The sequence below is a fragment of the Pseudonocardia alaniniphila genome (genome assembly GCF_022524485.1).
In the GTDB taxonomy this organism is placed as follows: Bacteria; Actinomycetota; Actinomycetes; order Mycobacteriales; family Pseudonocardiaceae; genus Pseudonocardia; species Pseudonocardia alaniniphila.
The window spans coordinates 1-21,360 of record NZ_JAKXMK010000056.1; the positions used below are offsets into that span (position 1 = coordinate 1).

At 70.1% G+C, this 21,360-nt stretch carries 19 protein-coding genes; 12 read left to right on the forward strand and 7 right to left on the reverse strand.

Features of this window, described 5'->3' with window-relative positions:
- Positions 1-1,613: 1,613 nt before the first annotated feature.
- The gene (locus MMF94_RS40895; protein ID WP_241042884.1) at positions 1,614-2,732 is read right to left on the reverse strand and encodes a 5-methyltetrahydropteroyltriglutamate--homocysteine S-methyltransferase; all 1,119 of its coding nucleotides are present in this window, start codon (positions 2,730-2,732) and stop codon (positions 1,614-1,616) included.
- Positions 2,733-3,013: 281 nt separating this feature from the next.
- Positions 3,014-3,274 (reverse strand): hypothetical protein, encoded by a 261-nt coding sequence (locus tag MMF94_RS40900; RefSeq protein ID WP_241042885.1) that lies wholly within the window; start codon positions 3,272-3,274, stop codon positions 3,014-3,016.
- A 488-nt stretch (positions 3,275-3,762) separates the two neighbouring features.
- Here MMF94_RS40900 and MMF94_RS40905 point away from each other — a divergent pair, with 488 nt between their 5' ends.
- Together MMF94_RS40905 and MMF94_RS40910 are read left to right on the forward strand one after the other, a co-directional pair.
- Positions 3,763-4,446, forward strand: coding sequence for a hypothetical protein (locus MMF94_RS40905; protein ID WP_241042886.1), 684 nt, complete (start codon positions 3,763-3,765; stop codon positions 4,444-4,446).
- 68 nt (positions 4,447-4,514) lie between these two features.
- On the forward strand, positions 4,515-5,510 hold the full coding sequence (locus MMF94_RS40910; RefSeq protein ID WP_241042887.1) for a hypothetical protein: 996 nt from the start codon (positions 4,515-4,517) through the stop codon (positions 5,508-5,510).
- Here the strand turns inward: MMF94_RS40910 and MMF94_RS40915 are convergent.
- Both MMF94_RS40915 and MMF94_RS40920 read right to left on the reverse strand, forming a co-directional pair.
- Positions 5,507-6,274 carry an MBL fold metallo-hydrolase gene (locus MMF94_RS40915; RefSeq protein ID WP_241042888.1) on the reverse strand — a complete coding sequence of 256 codons (768 nt, stop codon included), beginning with the start codon at positions 6,272-6,274 and terminating at the stop codon, positions 5,507-5,509. The genes MMF94_RS40910 and MMF94_RS40915 overlap by 4 nt on opposite strands.
- Before the next feature lie 77 nt (positions 6,275-6,351).
- Positions 6,352-7,515: a cobalamin-independent methionine synthase II family protein gene (locus MMF94_RS40920; RefSeq protein WP_241042889.1), complete on the reverse strand. Its 1,164-nt coding sequence runs from the start codon at positions 7,513-7,515 to the stop codon at positions 6,352-6,354.
- A gap of 481 nt (positions 7,516-7,996) precedes the next feature.
- Between MMF94_RS40920 and MMF94_RS40925 the strand changes: the two genes are divergently transcribed.
- Both MMF94_RS40925 and MMF94_RS40930 read left to right on the forward strand, forming a co-directional pair.
- On the forward strand, positions 7,997-9,109 hold the full coding sequence (locus tag MMF94_RS40925) for an LLM class flavin-dependent oxidoreductase (RefSeq protein ID WP_241042890.1): 1,113 nt from the start codon (positions 7,997-7,999) through the stop codon (positions 9,107-9,109).
- A 2-nt stretch (positions 9,110-9,111) separates the two neighbouring features.
- The gene (locus MMF94_RS40930) at positions 9,112-9,996 is read left to right on the forward strand and encodes an NAD(P)-dependent oxidoreductase (RefSeq protein WP_241042891.1); all 885 of its coding nucleotides are present in this window, start codon (positions 9,112-9,114) and stop codon (positions 9,994-9,996) included.
- A 14-nt stretch (positions 9,997-10,010) separates the two neighbouring features.
- Here the strand turns inward: MMF94_RS40930 and MMF94_RS40935 are convergent, their stop codons facing one another.
- Positions 10,011-11,219 carry a PucR family transcriptional regulator gene (locus MMF94_RS40935; protein ID WP_241042892.1) on the reverse strand — a complete coding sequence of 403 codons (1,209 nt, stop codon included), beginning with the start codon at positions 11,217-11,219 and terminating at the stop codon, positions 10,011-10,013.
- A gap of 133 nt (positions 11,220-11,352) precedes the next feature.
- On the opposite strand from MMF94_RS40935, the gene MMF94_RS40940 reads away from it, so the two are divergent.
- The 3 genes from MMF94_RS40940 to MMF94_RS40950 all read left to right on the forward strand — a co-directional run bounded on the left by MMF94_RS40940 (position 11,353) and on the right by MMF94_RS40950 (position 13,828).
- Positions 11,353-12,558, forward strand: a complete 1,206-nt coding sequence (locus MMF94_RS40940; protein ID WP_241042893.1) for an FAD binding domain-containing protein — start codon at positions 11,353-11,355, stop codon at positions 12,556-12,558.
- A 98-nt stretch (positions 12,559-12,656) separates the two neighbouring features.
- Positions 12,657-13,667: an amidohydrolase family protein gene (locus MMF94_RS40945; RefSeq protein ID WP_241042894.1), complete on the forward strand. Its 1,011-nt coding sequence runs from the start codon at positions 12,657-12,659 to the stop codon at positions 13,665-13,667.
- Positions 13,668-13,669: 2 nt separating this feature from the next.
- On the forward strand, positions 13,670-13,828 hold the full coding sequence (locus tag MMF94_RS40950; RefSeq protein ID WP_241042895.1) for a hypothetical protein: 159 nt from the start codon (positions 13,670-13,672) through the stop codon (positions 13,826-13,828).
- A gap of 66 nt (positions 13,829-13,894) precedes the next feature.
- Here MMF94_RS40950 and MMF94_RS40955 read toward each other — a convergent pair whose 3' ends face one another.
- The gene (locus tag MMF94_RS40955; RefSeq protein ID WP_241042896.1) at positions 13,895-15,070 is read right to left on the reverse strand and encodes a DUF3500 domain-containing protein; all 1,176 of its coding nucleotides are present in this window, start codon (positions 15,068-15,070) and stop codon (positions 13,895-13,897) included.
- A 337-nt stretch (positions 15,071-15,407) separates the two neighbouring features.
- On the opposite strand from MMF94_RS40955, the gene MMF94_RS40960 reads away from it, so the two are divergent.
- Genes MMF94_RS40960 through MMF94_RS40980 form a run of 5 tightly spaced genes read left to right on the forward strand, consistent with a single transcriptional unit; the run spans position 15,408 to position 20,775 of the window.
- Positions 15,408-16,268, forward strand: a complete 861-nt coding sequence (locus tag MMF94_RS40960) for an FAD binding domain-containing protein (RefSeq protein ID WP_241042897.1) — start codon at positions 15,408-15,410, stop codon at positions 16,266-16,268.
- 7 nt (positions 16,269-16,275) lie between these two features.
- Positions 16,276-16,812, forward strand: coding sequence for a (2Fe-2S)-binding protein (locus MMF94_RS40965; RefSeq protein ID WP_241042898.1), 537 nt, complete (start codon positions 16,276-16,278; stop codon positions 16,810-16,812).
- The gene (locus MMF94_RS40970) at positions 16,809-19,247 is read left to right on the forward strand and encodes a xanthine dehydrogenase family protein molybdopterin-binding subunit (protein ID WP_241042899.1); all 2,439 of its coding nucleotides are present in this window, start codon (positions 16,809-16,811) and stop codon (positions 19,245-19,247) included. The genes MMF94_RS40965 and MMF94_RS40970 overlap by 4 nt, the downstream gene beginning before the upstream one ends.
- A 47-nt stretch (positions 19,248-19,294) precedes the next feature.
- The gene (locus MMF94_RS40975) at positions 19,295-20,065 is read left to right on the forward strand and encodes an SDR family NAD(P)-dependent oxidoreductase (RefSeq protein WP_241042900.1); all 771 of its coding nucleotides are present in this window, start codon (positions 19,295-19,297) and stop codon (positions 20,063-20,065) included.
- A 23-nt stretch (positions 20,066-20,088) separates the two neighbouring features.
- Positions 20,089-20,775 carry a cyclase family protein gene (locus MMF94_RS40980; RefSeq protein ID WP_241042901.1) on the forward strand — a complete coding sequence of 229 codons (687 nt, stop codon included), beginning with the start codon at positions 20,089-20,091 and terminating at the stop codon, positions 20,773-20,775.
- Between the two features lie 6 nt (positions 20,776-20,781).
- Here the strand turns inward: MMF94_RS40980 and MMF94_RS40985 are convergent, their stop codons facing one another.
- Positions 20,782-21,273, reverse strand: a complete 492-nt coding sequence (locus tag MMF94_RS40985; RefSeq protein WP_241042902.1) for an acyltransferase — start codon at positions 21,271-21,273, stop codon at positions 20,782-20,784.
- Positions 21,274-21,360 lie beyond the last annotated feature (87 nt).

Consider the following 21,360-nt stretch of genomic DNA (forward strand, 5'->3'; position numbering starts at 1 on the left):
CCGATCCACGACCCCCCGCGTCACATAACTCCACTTCGCATCCCCAAACTGCTGCATCACTCCGCCCTCCCCGAGGCGCTGAACAAGATTTTCGGGCTCAGGGTCCACCTCTGCTCATGAGGCGGCCTCGAGTCCGAACCCCCCACAGAAGTCGGACTGAAGTTCGTGGTGGTCATACTTCTGCCCGAACGCGTACTTCTCGGCAGGTCCCCTCGCATCGGCAGCAGCCGGATGGCTGAACTGCGCCGGTGCGGATCCCTGCCCGTGCTGCTGTAGTACAACGTTCAACCCGAAGCTGTCCAACGCGATCTCTTCCGTATCCATTCCCGGTTGGCATAACTGCGTGGGTGGCCATCCGGCGGCTCCTGGCCCGACTGCGGCGCATGTGGATCGTGCGCCGTCCGGACCGATGTGGACGACTCCGGTGAGGATTCGATCAGCTGTGGAGAAACGCCGGTCGACTGCCCTCGCGGCCGTCTCGTGGAACTGTCCCCACACCATGTCACGCGAGGCCGGTCAGCGCGACCCGGCCGGATTGCGGCCAGTGGCATGAGCTCTACCTGCGATGTTGTGCGCATGTGCCGCGCCGTCGTGGACGAGATCGATCCCCCGGATGCTCGAGCTCGCCGCGAGCTCTCTGCGTTGCTGCACCGTGGGCCCGGCGAGCACGCGTTCTGATTCGCAATGATCTGAGGGGTCGGGTCGAGATCGGTCGAAACCCACGTCGCTCCTCTTCGTCAACAAATAGCGATCTCACCGGCGACCCGCCCGACGATCGGCTTCACGGGATATCAGCGGCCGCACTGTCGGTGACGATGACTGTTGTCTGAGTAGTTACGTTTTGAGTCACGTGACCGAGAGCAGGGTACTCGTCCCACTCCCAGGAGGCAGCAAACCTCACGTATCGCACAGGCAATTTCTCGAACGGTGGACACGGAGCGGAAAAGATCATCGATTCGATCGTCCGTGATTCTGGTCAGTCGCGAGGAAAGGTCAGGTCCGCGCAATTGATCGGATATCTGTGGGCCCATTCGGCGCTGCCGGCACGGGCAGAAGGCGCGCCCGTCGCTCCGCTGTCGGAACCACCGCGACGGGGTCTGGATCACCACCGTGAACGGGCCCGTTTCGACAAGATGAGATCGAGAGGGCTTCCCGTGCAATCCTGCTTTCCTCGAAGAAATGGGTAGATCTCCGTGGATCGAGCGCCGCCTGCGCGCGTTGCCGGGCGGTGTGCGGCGCCGTCGCCGCCGCACACCGGCGGTCCTGCGGTGCCGGCGGGCCGCCTGTGACGGTCCGCTTCCGCAACCCGCACGGTTCACGGCAAGGCCCGCGACGGCACGCCCGCGGACCTGCTCCACTCGCACGAGGCCGGGCCTGCCTGTGCTGCTCCGTATCCCAGGTCGGGTTCGTCTCTACGTCGGGGGCCGACACGAACGGAAGGGCGCACCGCTCGTCCACTCGAGCGATGCGCCCTTCCGGCGACACGATCCCGGCTTCGCGGAGCCGGTCGACGGAGTCGTCACGCGGACACGGAGAGTGATACCTCGGGCCGATGTCGTGTTCCGGCCGTTATGCGACCGGCCTCGTACCCGGTACGGCGGTGGGGGACGCCGTCACCCCCAGACTTCGTCGGCCGTCTCGACGAGCAGTGCGAGCTTTGCGCGTTGGTCGTCGCGGGTCAGGTCGTTTCCGTCGACGGTCGAGGAGAACCCGCACTGCGGGGAGATGCACAGTTGCTCGATCGGTACGTACTTCGAGGCCTGATCGATCCGGCGTTTGAGATCGTCCTTGCTCTCGAGTCGTCCGTGCTTGGTGGTGACCAGGCCGAGCACCACGACCTTTTCGGGGGGCAGGAACCGCAGTGGTTCGAACCCGCCCGAGCGGGCGTCGTCGAACTCGAGGAAGAAGCCGTCGACCTCGAGTTCGGTGAACAGTGCCTCGGCGACGTAGTCGTAGCCGCCTTCTGCTGCCCAGGACGAGCGGTAGTTGCCCCGGCAGAGGTGAACGGTGACGGTCAGTTCGTCGGGGCGGTCGCGCAGGGCGGCGTTGATCTGACGGATGTTGACCAGGTGCTGGGTCTGTGGGTCTCCGCCCTCGTCGGCGAGCAGCGCCCGCTGCTTCGGGTCGTTCAGGTACGCGAGGCTGGTGTCGTCGAGCTGCAGGTAGCGGCAGCCGAGCTCGAACAGCCCACGCACCTGCTGGGCGTACGCCGCGGACAGGTCGTCCCAGAACTGGTCGATGTCGGGGTAGATGGTTTCGTCGATGGCGGCGCGCCCGCCGCGGTAGTGGACCATGCTCGGGGACGGGATGGTCTGCTTGGCCACGGCGGTGGTGGTCATCGCACGCAGCGCGGTGAAGTCGTCACCGAAGATCGTGTGCCGCAGGTGCAGGCGTTCGGCCACCCGCAGCGCGGCCGGGGTCCACTCCAGCACGCCCTTGGCGTTCTCGAAGCGCACCGGACGGATGCCGTCGGTGGTCGTCATGCCGCCGAGCTGGTGGATGAAGTCCATGTGCCACAACGTCCTGCGGAACTCGCCGTCGGTGGCGGCGTGGAGCCCGAGCTCCTCCTGCATCCGCACCGCGCCGAGGATGGCGGCGTCCTCGACCACGCGTAGTTCGGCCGCGGTGATCCGGCCCTCGGCGCGGTCGGCCCGTGCGCGCAGGAGCTCCGGCGGGCGCAGCAGGCTTCCGACGTGGTCGGCTCGGAAGGGCGGAGAAGTACGGGGCGTCACGCCGTCACCCTAGAAAACTCCCGAGATGTGCGACTCGCGCCTTTGACGCCAGTTACCCGGCCGCGTGTCCCGTGGCGGGTACGTCGAATGTCCCGGTGCGCGGAGCCGCCCGTCCGGCGGGGACGGGCGAATTCCTGCCTGATGCACGGTCGGTGCTCGTCCGGCTACTCTTGTCCGGGTCGGGTCGTCAGCCGTCAGGGCTCGCTGGACGGGGTAGAGCGAGGGACCACAGTGGACGAACGGCGCGCTGTCTCCAACTCCCTCGGTCCGATCGCCGACTCCTACGACGAGCTGCAGTCCATACCCGCGCTTCTCGCCGTGGCACGCAGCAGGCAGGGGTTCGCCCCGGGATCGGCCTGGCAGGCTGTGCGTGCGCTGTTCCAGGGCATCGAGATAGCCCTGGTCGCGCTGGAGCAGGTGACCGCCGTGCTGCGGCGGTCCTGCGCGGGGGACGACCCGCCCGTCGTCGCGCGGGCGACGGAGTGGCTGGAGGCGTTCGGCAGGACGTGGGTGGACCTCGCGTGGCGGATGCGCGACGTCACGGACGATCTCCAGCCCGGCGGCGACGGGCACCGCATCGACGTCTCCACCTCGCCGAACTGGAAGCGCCTGTACGAGGCGGAGGCGGAGCTGAACGAGCTCCTGATCCCGTTGGTCGAACGCATCGACCTCGATCCGCAGCTGCGTGAACGGCTCACTCTCGACCTGCTGAACTACCTGATGCTCCAGCGCACCGGCCTGGAGTACGCCGTGGTGGAGGGCGCTCCCGCCCCGTACCGCGAGTTCGTCCGGCCCGACGCGATCCGCGCGGTCGTGGGGGGGGGGGGGCGGGGGGGGCCGCGGGGGGGGGGGGGGGGCGGCGGGGGGGGGGGGGGGGGGGGGGCGCGCCGGGGGGGGGGGGGGGCCCGGCCGCGCCCCCCCCCCCCCCCGGCGGGGGCCGGCGCCCGCGCCCCCCCCCCCCCACGACAGTGAAACGGTCTTCCTGCAGTTCCGTACGGCCCACCAGATCCCCGAGATCCTGATCGAGGCTGTGAACGACCATCTGGAGGTGGCGATCGGCCGCCTGCAGGCGAAGGACTGCATGGCGTCGCTACCGGTCCTCCGGCGTGCCGACCGGCTGCTCGATGCCGTTGTCGTCGCTGCGGGCCTGCTTGCCGACAACCTCCGGTGCAGCGACTACCACGAGATTCGGGAGAACCTGGGCCTGACCAGTGGCAGCCATTCGGTCGGCCTGCACTACCACCTGATGCGCGACCTGTACCCCCAGCTGCGCGAGACCGTCGCCGGGATGCACGACGCGCACGACCCGGGCACGGGACTCGTGCGAAGCCAGGCGCGGTCGATCGGGCTTCACCTCGACCGCTGGCGCCTCGCCCACCTGAACCTGCCCAGGAACAACCTCGGCGGAGCGGGTACCGGCACCCGCAGCCTCACCGGGTCTCGTGACGCCCTGCTGGTCGTGGGCCGGATGCGGGACCGTCAGCAGGACGCGGCTCCCGAGGGGGCCGCGCCCATCGGATTCCGGGCGACGGACTGGGACACCGGCGTGCTGGCCCTCGGGCCGCTCGAGCGCAGCCTCCTCGCCAGGGTCGCGGAGCGCACCCAGGAGCGCTTCCGGGACGTGCAGGAAAGGCGTGGTTACTTCGCTGCTGGTTCCGCGTTTCAGCCGCCGGCTGAGCGGATTGTTCGGCCGGAGGGGAGCACACGGACTTGAGCGGCGCTTCTGTTGGCGACTGGTTGCGTGAGACTCGGCAGCGGATAACGGCAAAAGACATCTTCCTGGTGGTCGCCGGTGCAGCGATCGGGTTCGGCCTGGACACGTTGATCGACAACGACCCGTCTCTCGGCGCCTTGATGCTCGCCGCCGCCGGCCTGGCCGTGGTGAGCGGCATCTCGGTGGCCCGTCTCCGGTTCGAGGCCGCCACCGCGTTGCACGATGCCCAGGAGGCGGCGGCCCAGCAGCTGGCCGCGGTGAAGAGCGAGATCGACGATCACCATGCGCAGCTGCGCGAGGAGCTCGAGGCGCACCTGGACTATGTCCACGCGGCGGTCTACTTCGTGGAGGAGGCGCGCCGCAACGGGCGCGGCCGTCGAGGGCAGCTGGGCTATGACACCGCGACCGCGGCCGTCCGGCAGGCGCGGAACAGCATCTTCGTCATCGGCGACTACTCGCCGCCGCCGGACGAGGGCCCGGGATTCACCCGCCAGCCGCCGGCGAAGCGCTCCGAGTACCTGTCAGCGATCGAGACGATCCTGACGGACCGGCTGAACGCCCATGACGCGTCGCTGCCGCGCCTCGTCTACCGCCGGTACGTGCAGCGGCCACTGGACATCTACAACGGCGTGAAGAGCCGGGAGACGGCCAGCCAGCAACACGGCATCATCCTCACCCGCGATGACATGGCGGGCGACGAGCAGATCTTCGAGCATTGTCAGCGCATCCTGGACATCAAGGCGTCGGCCGACCGCATCCGCGGGGCGAAGGTCGACATCGACCTGCGCCTCATACCGTTCCTGCCCAACTGCCCGAGCCTGCTCCTGGTCGACAGGCGCGAGATGCAGTTCACGATCCCCACCCGCATCGACCAGCCCGGCGACCATTACGGCGCCGCGCTCGGCCTGCACGGCGTGCTCGTCATGCACGACCACGCCCGAGGTGCCAAGGTCTGCGGCCACTTCGAGGACCTGTTCATGCGGCTGAAGGACTTCTCCGTCTTCATCAAGGGGGTCTCCGCGGAGGACTCCATGGTGGTGACCGCACCCCAGAACGCCGGCTAGGCGCGGGGCGCCGGCGCCTCGTACTCCCAGCGTTCCCCCGGCGGCAGGCAGACGACCTCGAGCCCGGACGATGCCGTGGCCGCGAGGGCCTTGGCGTCCGCGCCCGACCCGTGGCGGCGGAAGATCAGGGAGAGCGGGTCGTCGGCGTGGGCGTCGTGGACGGGAACGAGCACACGCGCGCCCAACGCGTTCGCGCCCGCCACCGCCTCCCTCGGTCCCATCACGAGCGATGGCCCGAGAACGGGCCGCAGCCCGTTGACCGGCAGCAGCGCCACGGACACCGCTGGAGCCCGGGTGCGGTAGCGCTCCAGCAGTCCCACGTCCTCGATCTCGCCGCCGAAGAAGACGCGTGTCGGCCCGCTGCTGAGCACGTAGGCGTTGTTGCGCCACATCAGGGTTCGTCCGGCGGGAACGGCCTCGATCGACAGCGTCGGTGCGATTTCACGCTTCTCGTCCCAGCGCAGCTGCTCCACGTTCCGATATCCCAGGGCGCGAGCCTGGCGCACCATCAGCCCTGCGCTGACGTACACGGGCGTGGAGTCCTTGTGGCGGTACTCCTTCAGCGCGCGCAGGTCCCAGTGGTTCGCCGCGAAGCTGGTGGCGACGATGGCCGTCAACGGCGGAAGGTCGGCGACGGGCAGGCCGAGTGACTCGCCGCGGCGCAGGTACCAGCGTTCGGTGAACCACGGGTCGGTGAGGACGGTGTGCCCGTTCAGTTCGAGCAGGACGCACGCGTTGGCGACCCGTGTGACGGTGAGATCCATGCGCTGACGGTGCCGGTTCATGTGCACATGAAGTCAAGAGCTCAGCACCGCGACCGTAGCGCGGCCTCGTCGACCCCTCAGGTGCCCCACAGTTCGCGGCTGGCGATGTCCGCGCCCGCCCGCAGTGCCTGGAGCTTGGCCCAGGCCACGGTGGGAGCCACCAGCGTCCATCCGGCGAAGGTCCCGAACCCGCAGTCCGTGCTTGCGATCACCCTGGTCCGGTCGCCGACCGCGTCGACCGCGCGCAGGATCCGCTCCGCGACGACCTGCGGATGCTCCACGAAGTTGGTCTTCACGTCGACGACGCCGGGGATGAGCACCATCGAGTCCGGAAGCGGATGCCGCTTGAACGCCTCGTACTCGTGGTAATGGCGCGGGTTCGCGAGCTCGAGCGACAACGCTCCGACGCGCGCCTCGTACAGCAGCGGCAGGATGTCGGCGAGTGCGACGTCGTTGTCGTGCGGGCCGTCCCAGTTGCCCCAGCAGACGTGCAGCCGCAGGTGTTCCGGTGGGATGTTCTGGACGGCCTCGTTGATCGCGTCGATGTGGAGCTCGACGACCTCCAGGAAACGAGACAGCGGATCGTCCTGGAACAACCCGACGCGCTCCATCGCGAGGTCAGGGCAGTCGAGCTGGAGCAGGAAGCCCTGGCCGTGGATGAACTCGTACTCCTTGCGCAGCTCACGGGCCACCGCGCGCACGTAGTTCTCGTGTGAGTCGTAGTAGCCGTTGAGCATGGTGGTGGTGACGATGCCGGGGGAGGCCGCCGTCATGAAGCGGTCGCGGTACTGCCCGTGGCGCGCATCGCTGGCCCGGTGGAAGAGATCGCACTCCTGCTCGGCCTCGCCGAGACCGGTGTACTGCACCTCCGCGACGGCCTGCGGGGCGTCGAACACCTTCGACGTGACCCAGCCGCGCTTCTGCCACAGCTCGCCGTAGTCGGGGTAGCGCACGAAGTCGGCGAACGCCGGGCGGGAACTCGCGCCGCCGAACCCCGACATGCGCAGTGCGACGTAGGTCTGGAAGCCGACGCGGGGCTGCTCGCCGTCGTTGATGACGTCGACACCCGCGTCGATCTGCTCACCGACGACGTGGTCGACGCCGTGGTGCGCGACCCGACCGAACTCGTCGTCGGGCACGGTCTCGCCGCGTTCCTTGCGGATCAGGATGTCCTCGAGCTCCGCGCTCCGGGGGAGGCTCCCCGTGTGGGTCGTCAGGATGCGATCTTCGCTGAGTTGCATCGTTGCTCCCTTCAGCTCTGCTGCCGACAGTGCGTGTGGCGGCAGGGCAGGGTCAATCGGCCGAGTGGGGCCGGCGCGCTGCCCGTCACGTCAGAGCCGGCCACCCGTCTGCGCCAGGATCTGGTGCACACGCTGCTTCGCGAGACGGGTGTAGTGGTAGACGGCCGCGCTCGCCGCATCCGGATCCCCCTGCTCGATCCCTGGTCTCGAAGCGGCGGCGCAGATCGGACAGCTCGTCCTGGGGGACGCGGCCGACGACCATGTCGATGACGCCGAGCTCGATGGCGCAGCGCGCGTCGATGGGGATGTCGGAAGGCGTCAGATGAGCGCACGCCGGGTGGCAGGTGCCGTGACCGCGCTGCCACGGCTCACGGAGCACGTCATCGGCCGTCGGCCAACTTCACGGTGGCCGCCACTGCGTCCGGACGCTCCCCGGCCTTGGCTCGACGTGACCGCGGACCCGCTGCCGAAGGAGAGCGCCGTGAGACTGGGCTACTTCGCCATGCCGATGCATCCGAGAGGACGGGAGTGGGCGGAGACGCTGCGGGAGGACCGGGAGGCGGTCGTGCTGGCCGACCGGCTGGGTTTCCACGACGCGTTCATCGGTGAGCATCTCACCGACCGCCACGAGAACATCACCAACAGCCTGATCTTCCTCGCCACGCTCGTTCCGGAGACCGACCGGATCAAGCTCGCCACCGGCACGACGAACCTCTCGCACCAGCACCCGGCGCTCGTGGCCGTGCACTCCGCGATGTTCGACCACCTGTCGGGTGGACGTCTCATCCTCGGCGTCAGCCCCGGCGCCCTGCCCTCGGACGCCGAGGTGCTCGGCATCCTCGGCGAGGACCGCAACCAGCTGTTCGGCGAGGCCATCGAGATCATCCTGCGGATGTGGGAGCTCGACCCGCCCTACGACATCGACCTGCCCGGCAACCGGTTCACCGTCACGACAGCCACCACGTACGACGACGAGCTCGGCGTCGGGATCGTCGGGCGGCCGCTGCAGCAGCCGCGCCCGGAGATCGTGGGCACGGTCGTGGCGCCGTTCTCCAAGGGCGTCATAGCGATGGGGGCGCGCGACTTCCACCCGCTGTCGGCCAACTTCCTGCTGCCGCAGTGGGTGGCCACGCACTGGCCGAACTACGTGCAGGGCAAGGAGTCGGCCGGCGCGCCCGCGGCGAGCGAGGACTGGCGCATCGCCCGCACGGTCTTCGTGGCCGAGGACGCTGCGGTGGCCGAGCGGTACGGGCGCGCCGACGCCGACAGCCCGTACCGCTTCTACTACGGGAAGATGCTCGCCAAGATGCGTGCGCTGGGTCGACTCGCACTGTTCAAGCACGACAACGACGAGCCCGACGACGCGGTCACCCTCGACCGCGTTCTCGACGACCTCGTGATCGCGGGGACACCCGACTCCGTGGCCGAGCAGGTGCTCGCCTTCCGGGAGCAGACCGGCGACTTCGGCGAGCTCGTCTACGCCGGCCTCGACTGGGTGGATCCCGACCTGGCGAAGCTGTCGATGGAGCTGATGGCGACGAAGGTGATGCCCCAGGTGAACGCCGCCATCAGGTCGAGCGGGGCGGGAGCCTGACGGTGCCGCAGGAGCCGGTCGGCGTCGTCGGCATGGGGGTCATGGGTTCGGCGATGAGTACGCACCTGCTGGGGGCCGGCTTCCCGGTTCTCGGCTTCGACATCGATCCTCGGCGGCGCGCCGAGCACGAGGCGCGCGGCGGCACGGTGTGCGACAGCGCGGCAGGCGTGGCCCGCGGCGCCGACGTCGTCGTCACCTCGTTGCCGAGCGCCGGGGCGCTCATGGATGTGCTGGACGGCGAGGGTGGCATGCGGGCCGGCGGCCGGTCGGGGCTCGTCGTCGTGGAGACGAGCACGCTCTCGGCCCGGGCGAAGCGGGACGGGCACGACCGTGCGCAGGCGTGGGGCGCGACGCTGCTCGACTGCCCGATGAGCGGCACGGGTCAGCAGGCGCGCGACGGTGACCTGGTCGCCTACCTCAGCGGCGACGAAGCGGCGAAGAAGCAGGCCATGCCGGTCGTCCAGGCCTTCACCAGGGCGCAGTACGACCTCGGCGCTTTCGGGCAGGGCACCACCATGAAGCTCGTCGCGAACCTCCTCGTCGCGGTGCACAACGCGGCCGCCGCGGAGGCACTGCTGCTCGCCGAGCGCGCGGGCCTGGACCTGAACCTGGTGCTCACCGCGGTCGGCGACGGGGCAGGCGGATCGCGGATGCTCGCGGTGCGCGGTCCGCTGATGATGACCGGGCAGTACGCCGATGCCACCGCGACCGTCGCGACGATGCAGAAGGACAACGCCCTGATCGCCGAGCTCGCCGCGAGCGTGGCGAGCCCGACCCCGCTGTTCTCCGTGGCGGCCATGCTCTACCAGGCCGCGGTCGCGCAGGACCGCGTGCACGAGGACACGGCGTGCGTCTTCGGTGTGCTGCAGCGGTTGGCCGGAGGATGAGGACGAGGCCGGTGCTACCGCTCGTTGCCGAGCAGCCGCAGCAGGCGCAGGGCGACCTGCAGTTCGGTGCGGCGCTCGTGCAGCGGGTGCCCGAGGTGCTCCTCGGCCCGGTGCAGCCGGTTGCGGACCGTGTGCTCGTGCAGCTGCAGCCGCTCCGCAGTGGCGACGTGGGTGCCGAGGCGGAACGAGACGTCGAGCGTCTCGCGCAGCCGGGCCGCCTCCGCCGTGTCGTCGGCGAGGGCGCCCAGCTCCGCCCGCACGAAGCCGCGAGCGCGTTCGGGCTCGCGAAGCAGCAGGATCTCGAGCGCCACGTCGCCGTGCTCCAGCACCGGCGGCGCCTGGCTGCGGCCCCATGCCGCACGCACCTTCTCGACGTCCTGTGCCTGCTCCAGCGCGCGGCGGAAGCCGGCCAGCCCGCGCAGCGGGTCGCTGAGCGAGGCTTCCACGCCCGCGGTCTCGAGCACCTCGCGCAGCTGCCCGATGGTGCGCCGGGGCCAGGTCCGCGGGAGCCCGAGCCACACCGCCGTGCAGCGCAGGTCGAGGGGGTGGAGCAGGCTGTGCCGGACGCCGGTGGCGGCCCGCAGACCGACCAGCAGCTGGGTCGCCGTGCCCTCGGCGACGGCGGGCAGTACGACGGCGACGTGGTGGGCGGTGAGGTCGTAGTCGAGCGTGAGCAGGTCCGACGGGGGCAGCGACGTGAGCTCGGTGCGCAGGATCTCGCGCACCAGGCCGTGCCGGACGTGGGCGCGCGACCGGTTGAGGGCGTCGTCGGCCCGCGCGTACTGCTCTGCTACCTGCGACGCCACGTGGTCCTGGTAGGCGAAGATCATGGTCGTGAGCCGCGCGAGCGCCGCCGTGGCCTCCTCGCGCGGCACGTCCTTCGCCTCGGCGACGTCCCGCAGATGCTGCGCCCACGCCTGCCACATGGTCACGAAACCGACGCGGTAGGAACGCTGCAGCGCCGTCTGCGGGATGCGCAGGCGGGCTTGGACGCGCGCGAACTCCAGCGGTTGCTCGAGGTGCACCTGGGCCAGCGCCAGCCGCCCGCACAGCACCTGCTGCAGGACGTGCAGGTTCTCGCGCACGCTCGAACGCAGGTGCTCGGCGAAGTCCGCGTCTCCTTGCAGACGCGGGAAGGCGACGGTGATGTCCCGGACGACCACCCGCTCGGCGAGCTCCTGCAGGTCGACGCAGGCGGCCATCTCCCGCACCCAGTCGGGCAACGGCTCGCTGTCCTGATCCCCCCGGAAGGGGTCGATGTCACCGAAGATGTGGCTACCTCCTCGTCATGCCGGCCTCTCGCTGCACACACGTGGAGGTCGTAGCCATGATTGCGCCGGGCACGCGGGACCGCTCGTGAAGACGCGTCCGAAGGTCGCCGTGATGGGTGGCTCGCTGGTCGGGCTGACCGCCGCGTTGGTGCTGCGCGACATCGGCTGTGACGTCGACGTGTACGAGCGCTCGGACGTCCCGCTCGAGGGCCGGGGCGTGGGCCTCGTGCTGCACCCGATGACCGCGCGCTACCTGCTGGAGCACGCGCTGCTCGACCTGGCCACGGTGAGCACGTCCGCCCGGTTCCACCGCTACCTGGACGCCGACGGCGCCGTGCTCGCGGAGCTGGAGAGGCGGCACCGGTTCACCGGCTACAACACGTTGTACGGGGCTCTGCTGGGTGCGTTCGGCCGCGCGCGCTACCACCTCGGTCACGAGGTCGTGGGTATCGCGCAGCGCGACGGCCGGGTCGAGCTCGCACTCGCAGGCGGCTGCTCCGCCGGCGCGGATCTGCTGGTGGCGGCCGACGGGGTCTCCTCGTTGGCCCGCCGCATCCTGTTGCCGGATGTCGAACAGTGCTACGGCGGCTACGTCGGGTGGCGCGGGGTGGTGGACGAGCAGGCGTTGCCGGCGGAGACGGTGGCCGCGCTGGACGACGCACTGAGCTACTTCGCGCCCGGGGGAACGCACGCGCTCACCTACCCGATCCCGCACTACGACGGCGCGGTCGAGCGGGGGAAGCGGCTGATGAACCTGGTCTGGTACCGCAACGTGCCGGACGGGAAACCGTTGGCCGATCTGCTCACCGACCGCACGGGCCGCCACCGCGAGGTGTCGCTGCCTCCCGGCGCGGTCCGTGAGGAGTACGTGGAGGAGCTGCGCGATGCCGCGGACGGTCTGCCTCCGGCGTTCACGGAGGTGGTGGACCGAATCCCGGCGCCGTTCGTGCAGGTGATGATCGATGTCGACGTGCCGCGGATGGCGTTCGGGCGGGTCTGCCTGGTGGGGGACGCGGCGTTCACGGTGCGTCCGCACGCCGCCGCGGCCACGGCGAAGGGTGCCGACGACGTGTGGGCCCTCTCCGAGGCGCTGGTCGGGTGTGACGGCGACGTCGAGGCGGCGCTGCGGGCGTGGGAGCCGGGCCGGCTGGAGCTGGGTCGAGCGCTGCTGCACCGCAACCGTGACCTGGGCGAGGGTGCGCAGTTCCGTGGTGACTGGGTGCCCGGCGACCCGGCCCTGGCCTTCGGGCTGCGCGAACCGGGGGACTCCGCCGACATGCGCGTCACCTGATCCGGGCAAGGCCAGGGCCGCCGGGTCGGACGACCGGCCCGTTCGCGCAATAGGTTCGGATCGATGACTTTCGACCTACCGACCGAGAGGACACGCGTATGACCGGCTCCCACGGCCGCACGGTGGACATCCACGCCCACGTCGTCACTCCTGCCTGCCAGGAGCTGGTCGCGGGTCTGATGTCGCCCGAGTACGAACCGTTCTCCTACTGGGCGGGTGCGGAGACCAACGAGTACCAGGGCCGGCACATGGCGGAGATCGTGCCCAAGCTGACCGACCCGGCCGTCCGCATCGCCGACATGGACGCCATGGGCATCGACATTCAGGCGATCTCCGTGGCCCCGCCGCAGTACTACTACTGGACCGACGTGGAGCTGGGCCGCCGGCTCGCGCGGATGCAGAACGAGAACCTCGCCTCGATCGTCCACGACAACCCCGACCGCTTCGTCGGGCTGGCGACCGTTCCGCTACAGGACGTGTCGTCGGCGATCGCGGAACTGGAGTACTGCGTCCGGGAGCTCGACTTCCGCGGCGTCGAGATCAACACCAACGTCTTCGGGCTCGATCTCGACGACCCGCGCTACCGGCCGTTCTTCGCGAAGGTGGAGGAGCTCGACGTCGTCGTGATGTTGCACCCCAACGGGTTCACCCACGGCGAGCGGCTGCAGAAGTACTACATGACGAACGTGGTCGGCAACCCGCTGGACACCACCGTCGCGATCACTCGCATGATCCACGGCGGAGTGCTGGAGGAGTACCCGGCGCTGAAGCTCTGCCTCGTGCACGGAGGTGGCTTCCTGCCCTTCTACTCCTCCCGGATGGACCACTCCTACGAGCTGCGCCCCGAGGGTCGCCACCACATCACGCGGCCACCGAGCACCTACCTCAAGCAGGTCTACGTCGACTGCCTGGTCTTCGACTCCGTACACCTGGAGTTCCTGGTCCAGCAGATGGGGGCCGACCACGTCGTCGTCGGCACGGACTACCCCTTCGACATGGGCCACTACGACCCGCTCGGCCAGATCGACGGCGTCCGTGGACTGAGCGACGAGGACAAGGAGCTCATCCGCAGCGCCACGGCGTCGCGCCTGCTCAAGATCAAGGGCTGACCATGGTCGGCGCCGCCAGCATCCTCGGCGGGCCGAACGAGGTATGGGCACGGCTGTCCACGCGCGCCACCTCGTTCGAGAACGGCAACACGCTGTCGATCACCCTCGCAGGGTGGGCCCCGCAGCGTCGCTTCCGGGATCGAGGGGCCGCGCACACCTGATGGCCCCGCCGCACACGTCCTGACATGTGCACGGTGGCCACGAGGTGTGCGCGGCCGGGGAATGTCTCAACCGCCGTGGTGCGCGGCCCGGTGCGCCGCCAGCGCGTCAACGCCGAAGTCGGCCTCCGGGTCGCGCCAGACCGAATGTGCGTGGTTGGCCTGGCGCTGGGTGTTGTCGTACTCGGCGAGGAGGCCGGGGCCCTGCAGCCGGTAGTAGTGCGGCTTGCCTGCTTCCGTCGGGCCCGCCCATGCCAGGTGCACGGCGTCGAGCGCCGCGTCGTCGAGCGGGGGAGGGGCGAGACCCTCGGGCACACGGTCGACGTAGGTGGCGAGCAGCCGCCGCAGCAGCTCACGCTGGCCGGCGTCGAACTCGGCGGCGGGCAGTCCCTTGGGCGTCGTGGTCAGGGCGAGCGCGGTGTGGTCGGAGGCGTCGAGGCCCGAGGCGTTCTCGGCGCGCGAGTTCATCTCCGCTACGCGGTCGGCCAGCTCGTTCTGGAGGCGGTTGCGCCAGATGTCGGTCAGCGGCAGCATCTCGTCGCCGTGGGTGATCCGGGCGCGGTTGCCTCCGATGATGTCCGACGGTGCCCGGGGGAGGAGCACCGCACGGGCCGCCTGCCCGGGGGAGAGCGACCGGACCAGCTCCCGTGCGAGGTCCTCGACGGCGCCGAGCGGTCGCAGCGAGGTGCCGCCCAGCAGCGGCGACGTCGCCGGGTCGGTGCCCAGGAAGCACGGCGTGGTCGAGCGCACGGCCCCGTCGACGACGAGGTTGTTCAGCGACACATGGTGCCCGCCGAACCGCCACCCCCACGGCGCGTGCCCGCCCGGCTCCCCGAACACCCGCAGGTAGTACATCCCCGGGTCGCGGCCGCGTTCGCGCCCCCAGTCGACCACCCAGCCCTCCGCGAGGTCCAGCACGTTCTCCAGGCCGAGAACCGTGGCCACGGTGACGTAGCCTGGGGTCGAGAGACCGCTCGCGACCAGCTGCATCGCGAGCCTCTGCTGGTGCGGGCGCATCGCGCCGATCGGTAGCCCGCCGTGGTCCGTGGGGGTGTAGTACCAGCGCAGCCGCTCCGCCTCGGTCTCCGCGTCGGAGCCGGGGGCGGCCCAGTGGGCACTGGCCTTCTGCTCGGCGTCCAGCGCCTCGAGCCAGGTGGTGGCGGCGGTAGCCATCCGGTCGGCGGCGTCACGCGCCGCCGCCGTCCGGTCGGTTCCGCCGTGGACCGGGGACGTGCCGGTGGTCATGTCCAGCACAGTACGACCGGTGAGCCCGCGCAGGGAGCACCCCAGCGGGTCTTGCCCGCCACACCTCGGGTGGCGACAGTGCACATGTGGCCGCGACGGATGCCGGCCTCGCTGCTGTCGTGGATGGTCGTCGTCAGCGGGGTCGCGCACGCCGCCAACGCCGCTCAGTGCCGTGTGTGGGCACCCAGCGTCCTTCCGGGGTTACCGGGGTGACACACATGGCCGCCCGTGGGTGGTCGGGCGCAGGATCGGCGCAGTGCCGTGACCGCGCTCACAGCCGTCCGTGCGCCACCTGTCCGCACCGCGTCGAGGAGGCCGCTGTGTCCCGGAGGACGTCGTGAAGCCCCCACCGTTCCGCTACGCCGCGCCGACCACCGTGGAGGAGGCGGTGGCGCTGCTCGTCGAGCACGCCGACGCCGAGCCGCGGGTGCTCGCCGGCGGGCAGAGCCTCGTCCCGCTGATGAACTTCCGGCTCGCCCAGCCCGGGCACCTGATCGACCTGCGGCGGGTCCCCGAGCTGGACGAGATCCGGCTCGACGGTGACACCCTGGTGATCGGGGCGATGACCAGGCAGTCGGCGGTCGAGGACTCACCCGAGGTCGCGCTGGCCGCACCGTTGCTGGCCGAGGCCGTGGGGTTCGTGGCCCACCGGCCGATCCGCAACAGCGGAACGGTCGGGGGCAGCCTCGCCCACGCCGACCCGGCCGCCGAGCTTCCGGCCGTGGCGCTCGCACTGGACGCCGACCTCGTCGCCGCCGGTCCGGGCGGCCGTCGTGTCATCCCCGCCTCCGAGTTCTTCCGCGGCCCGTTCAGCACGGCGCTCGCGCCCGACGAGATCCTCGTCGCGGTGCGGTTGCCCCACCGGCGCGGCGGACACGCGTTCGTCGAGTTCGCCCGCACGCACGGCAGCTTCGCCGTCGTGGCGGTGGCCGCGCTCGTCGAGATCGACGACGGTCACGTCTCCCGTGCCTCGATCGCACTCACGGGCGTCGCGCCGGTCCCGATCCGTGCCACGGCCGCGGAGCGCGTGCTCGAGGGCGCGGTCCCGGACGCCGCCGCTGCGGCCGATGCGGCGGTCGAGGGCCTCACTCCGGCAGGCGACGTGCACGCGGGATCCAGCAGCCGGATCGAGCTGGCCAGGGTCCACGTCCGCAGGGCAGTCGAACAGGCGCTCGCCCGCGCCCAGGACAGGAGGTGAGCGGGGGATGACGGAGAAGCACACCATCACGGTGACCGTCAACGGTCGCGCGCACACGGCCGACGTCGAGCCGCGCACGCTGCTCGTCGACTTCCTGCGCGACGGGCTGGGGCTCAAGGGCACCCACATCGGATGCGAGCACGGCGTCTGCGGCACCTGCACGGTCCTGCTGGACGACCGCAGCGTCCGGTCCTGCATCACGTTCGCCGTGCAAGCCGACGGAGCGCGGGTACGCACGGTCGAAGGGCTGGCCACCGGGCAGGACATGCACCCACTGCAGGACGAGTTCTGGAACAAGCAGGGCCTGCAGTGCGGCTACTGCACGCCGGGAATGCTCATGCGGGCGTGCGAGATCCTGGAGCAGAATCCCGATCCGACGGCCGAACAGGTGCGCGAGGGAATCGCGAGCAACCTGTGCCGCTGCACCGGCTACCAGTTCATCACCGAGGCCGTCATGGCCGCGGCAGGGCGTATGCGCGGCGAACAGTCCTTTGATCCGACCCGGCCGACCGCCGCGACGAGCGTGAGCGAGGAGACGCCGTGACCACCGCCGACCGCTCGTCCGCCGCCCCACCCGTGCGCACCCATGCCGAGACCCGCACGTGGGTCGGCAAGTCGATCCGCCGCGTCGAGGACCCGAAGTTCCTGCGCGGGCGTGGCGGCTACATCGCCGACCTCGTCACGCCCGGGATGCTGCACGCCGCCGTTTTGCGCAGCCCGCACCCGCACGCCCGCATCGTCTCGATCGACACGTCGGCCGCGGCCGCGCTCGACGGGGTGCACGCCGTGATCACCGGCGCGCAGGCCGCCGAGCTCACCGACCCACTGCCCGACTTCGGGCCCGACCCCGCCAATCACGTCTGGCGTTGCCTCGCCGTGGACAAGGTGCGTTACGTCGGTGAGGGCGTGGCTGTCGCGGTTGCCGACAGCCGGTATCTGGCCGAGGACGCGCTCGCTTTGATCGACGTCGAGTACGAGCCGCTGCCCGCCGTGGTCGACCCGGAGGCCGCACTGCTCGACGGTTCTCCACTGGTGCACGAGTCGCTGGGTACGAACTGCGCCTACGAGCGCACATTCGACTTCGGAGACGTCGAGCGCGACTTCGCCGAGGCCGACGTGATCGTCAGGGATCGGCTGCGCTGGCACCGCTCCGGCGGCCAGCCCCTGGAGACCGTCGGGGCGATCGCCGACTTCGACCACTCCACCGGCGAGCTCACCGTGCACACCAACTCGCTGAGCTTCACCAGCTACCTGTTCATGGCGGCGGCCACCCTGAAGATCCCCGCCAACAAGCTCGACGTCCGGCAGGTGCCCGCGGGCGGCAGCTTCGGTTCGAAGCTGTTCGTCACGAAGCCGCTGGTCATCGCGGGGATGTGCTCGCGAGCGGTCGGGCAGCCCGTGGTCTTCCTCGAGGACCGCGTGGACAACATGTCCAACTGCGACCACCACGGCTCCGACCGTGTGTACGAGGTCGAACTCGCGATGATGCGCGACGGGACGATGCGCGGCATCAGGATCGACACGATCGACGACTACGGCGCCTACATCCAGTTCGGCGTGGGGCACCACGGCAACGCGCTCGCGCAGGTCGTCGGCCCGTACACGATCGGCAGCGTGCGGTACCGCGTACGCGCGGCGCTGACCAACAAGAACCAGCAGGGCGCCTACCGCGGCTTCGGCTCCGAGGTCAACAACTGGATGCTCGAACAGATGGTGGACAAGGCCGCGCGCGAACTCGGCATCGACCCCGTGGAGATCCGCAGGCGCAACTTCATCCGCGAGTTCCCGCACTTCATCCCCACCGGCAACGTCTACGACTCCGGTGACTACGACGCGGTGCTCGCCAAGGCGCTGGAGCTGTCCGGGTACGACCACTGGCGTGCCGAGCAGGCGAAGGCCCGCGAGCAGGGCCGCCACATCGGGATCGGGCTGATCACCGCCCAGGAGCGCAGCGTCTTCTCGGCCACCGAGTTCTGGTTCTGGTTCGACGAGCCGGGCGCGCCCGTCACGAGCATGCCCGAGAGCGTCACGCTCAAGGTCGACGCCACCGGTGGCATCACCGCCACGCTCTACTCGTGTGCGTTCTGGGGCAACAGCCCGGAGACGATGGTCGCGCAGCTCGTCGCCGAGGAGTTCGACTGCGACCCGCACGACGTCGCGGTCGTCTACCAGGGCAGCAAGAACGGTCTGCCGGCCACCGGCCCCGGCGGCTCCCGCACCACCGTGATGCTGGCCGGGGCCGTGGAGGGCGCCACGGCGAAGATCAAGGCCAAGGCGTTGCGGGCGGCCGCGCACCTGCTGGAGGCCAACCCCCACGACATGGAGTGGGTCGACGGCGGGTTCCAGGTCAAGGGCGTGCCCGAGCAGCGCAAGAGCCTGGCCGAGATCGCGGTGATGCTGCACCTGTTCAAGCACAGCTTCCCCGACGACATGGAGTCGGGCCTGGAGGACAGCAAGGTCTACGACCACCCCTACACCACGATGCCGTCGGCCGACCGGAAGGACCTGGGCGTCTTCTACCCGTTCGTCGGGCATGCCTGCCACGTGCCGGTGGTGGAGGTCGACGTGGAGACGGGAGCCGTCCGCATCCTCTCCTACGTCGCCGTGCACGACTGCGGCACGCTGGTCAACCCGCGGTCGCTGGCCGGCCACATCGTCGGCGGCACGGCACAGGGCATCGGCACGGCGTTCTACGAGGAGTTCGTCTACGACGAGGACGGGCAGCTGCTGTCCTCGAGCTACCTCGACTACCTCATCCCGTCCGCGATGGAGGTGCCCGAGCTGACGATCGGCCACGTCGAGACGCCGTCGCCGTACACGCCGCACGGCATCAAGGGTGGCGGCGAAGGCGGCCGGATGATGGCGCCCGCCGCGCTCAACGCCGCGGTGAACGATGCGCTGGCGCCGCTCGGTGTCCGCCTCACGGAGCTGCCGATGACCCCGGAGCGCATTCTCTCTGCCCTTCGGGCCGCTCGATGATGCATGGTTGATGACGATCGGCCGAAGGCCGGAGGAAGCGGGGGAGCGTGAGCAGTCGCGTCGCGGTCGTCACGGGGGCGAACCGAGGGATCGGACGGGCGATCGCGGTGGCACTTGCCGCCGACGGGTTCGACGTGGCCGTCACGGCCCGCGACCCGGCGACGCTCGCCGACACCGTCGCCGAGGTCGAGAAGGCAGGCAGCACGGCGGTGGCGCTGGCCTGCGATGTGCGGGACGAGTCGTCGGTGGCGGCGATGGCGGAAGCGTCCGCCGCGATCGGCCCCGTGCACACCGTCGTCGCCAACGCGGGAGTCGCGGGCCCCACGGCGCCGCTGCACGAGATCACCCTCGACGAGTGGCGCGACTGCGTGGCCACCGACCTGGACGGGGTGTTCCTCACCTTCCGGGCGTTCGTCCCGTCGATGATCAGCGCCCGGGCGGGCAGCCTGATCGCGATCTCGTCGATGACGGGGAAGCGACCGCTGACAGGCCGCACGCCCTATGCGGCGTCCAAGATGGGCGTGATCGGGCTGGTGCGCACGCTCTCCCTGGAGCTCGGTCCGTACGGCATCCGGGCCAACTCGGTCTGTCCCGGAGCGGTCGCCGGGCCGCGCATCGAGGACGTCATCCGCAAGCAGGCCGCCGCGCGCGGGATCAGCGAGGACGAGGCGCTGGCCGTGTTCACCGGGTCGTCCCCGCTGGGCCGGCTGGTGGAGGCCGACGAGGTGGCGCGGACGTGCGCCTTCCTCGCCTCCGACGCCTCCGTGGCCATCACCGGCGAGGATGTGAACGTCAGCGCCGGCGTCGTCATGTACTAGTCCGCCGAGGTTGGGGGAGTGGAATGAACATCATCGACCTGTCGCAGGACATCTACGAGGGAATGAAGGTCTACCCGGGCCACCTCAAGACCGTGCAGTTCGAGCACGCCACGCACGAGGAGACGGCCCCGCGGTTCGACAGCGGCTTCTCGTTCCAGACCACCGGGTTCATGCTCAACGACAACGGACCCACGCACGTCGACTCGTTCTCGCACCTGGACCCCGACCCGTCGGCGGAGACGATCGAGAAGATGCCGCTCGAGCTGTTCTACGGAACCGCCGTGTGCCTGGACGTCAGCGAGTTCAAGCCCCAGACCGACATCACCGCGGACGATCTCGACAGGGTGGAGGCCGAGTCGCCGGTGGAGGTCCGCCGAGGCGACATCGTGCTCTTCCACACAGCCACCTGGAACCGGTACGCGGGCGACAAGCGCTACCTCACCGAGTTCGCCGGGCTCGGCGAGTCGGCCAGTGAATGGATCGTGCGACGCGGGGTGAAGACGTTCGGCGTGGACAGCCCCACCCCGGACAACCCGGTGAGCACGAGCTACCCCTGCCACATGATGTGCCGCCGGGAGCACATCACCCACTACGAGAACCTGGCGAACCTGGACCGGGTGGTGAACACGCGGTTCACGTTCGTCGGGTTCCCGCTCAAGCTCCAGGGTGCCCACGGCGGCCCGACCCGGGCGGTCGCGCTGGTCGACTGAGCTGCGTCAGCCGCCCTGCGGGTTCTCACCGGCGGGGCGGCTCACGTACTTGATGAACCTCGCCGGGTTGCCCGCCACCACGCTGTAGGGCTCGACGTCCTTGCGCACGATCGACCCTCCGCCGACCACGGCGTGCGCACCGATCGTCACCGGTCCGGCGACGAGCACGTTGGTCGCGAGCCACACGCCTTCGCAGATGTCGATGTCGTAACCGCTGCGGGGAATGGCCTGTTGCCGCTCGAGGCCGAACTTGTTGACGTCGTGCACGCCGGCGAGCACGCACACGTTGTGGCCGAAGAACACGTACGGACCGACGGTGATGTGGCCGCCGCCGGTGTTGAAGATCGCGTTGTTGACGACCGCGGTGGGGTCGATGTGCAGCCGGGCCGGATCGCTGTGGACGCGATAGCGGTAGAGGGCCTCGAGCCCCTCCACCTCGATGCGCTCGTCCAGCAGTCGATCGACGGTCGGCTTGAGCAACCGGTCCAGCAGCCTCATCGCGAACTCCGCTCGTGAATCCCCGCCGTTCCCGACGGATGCCCGGGAATCGGGGCGGCAAACCGAGCGCGATGGGCGTCCGTACGA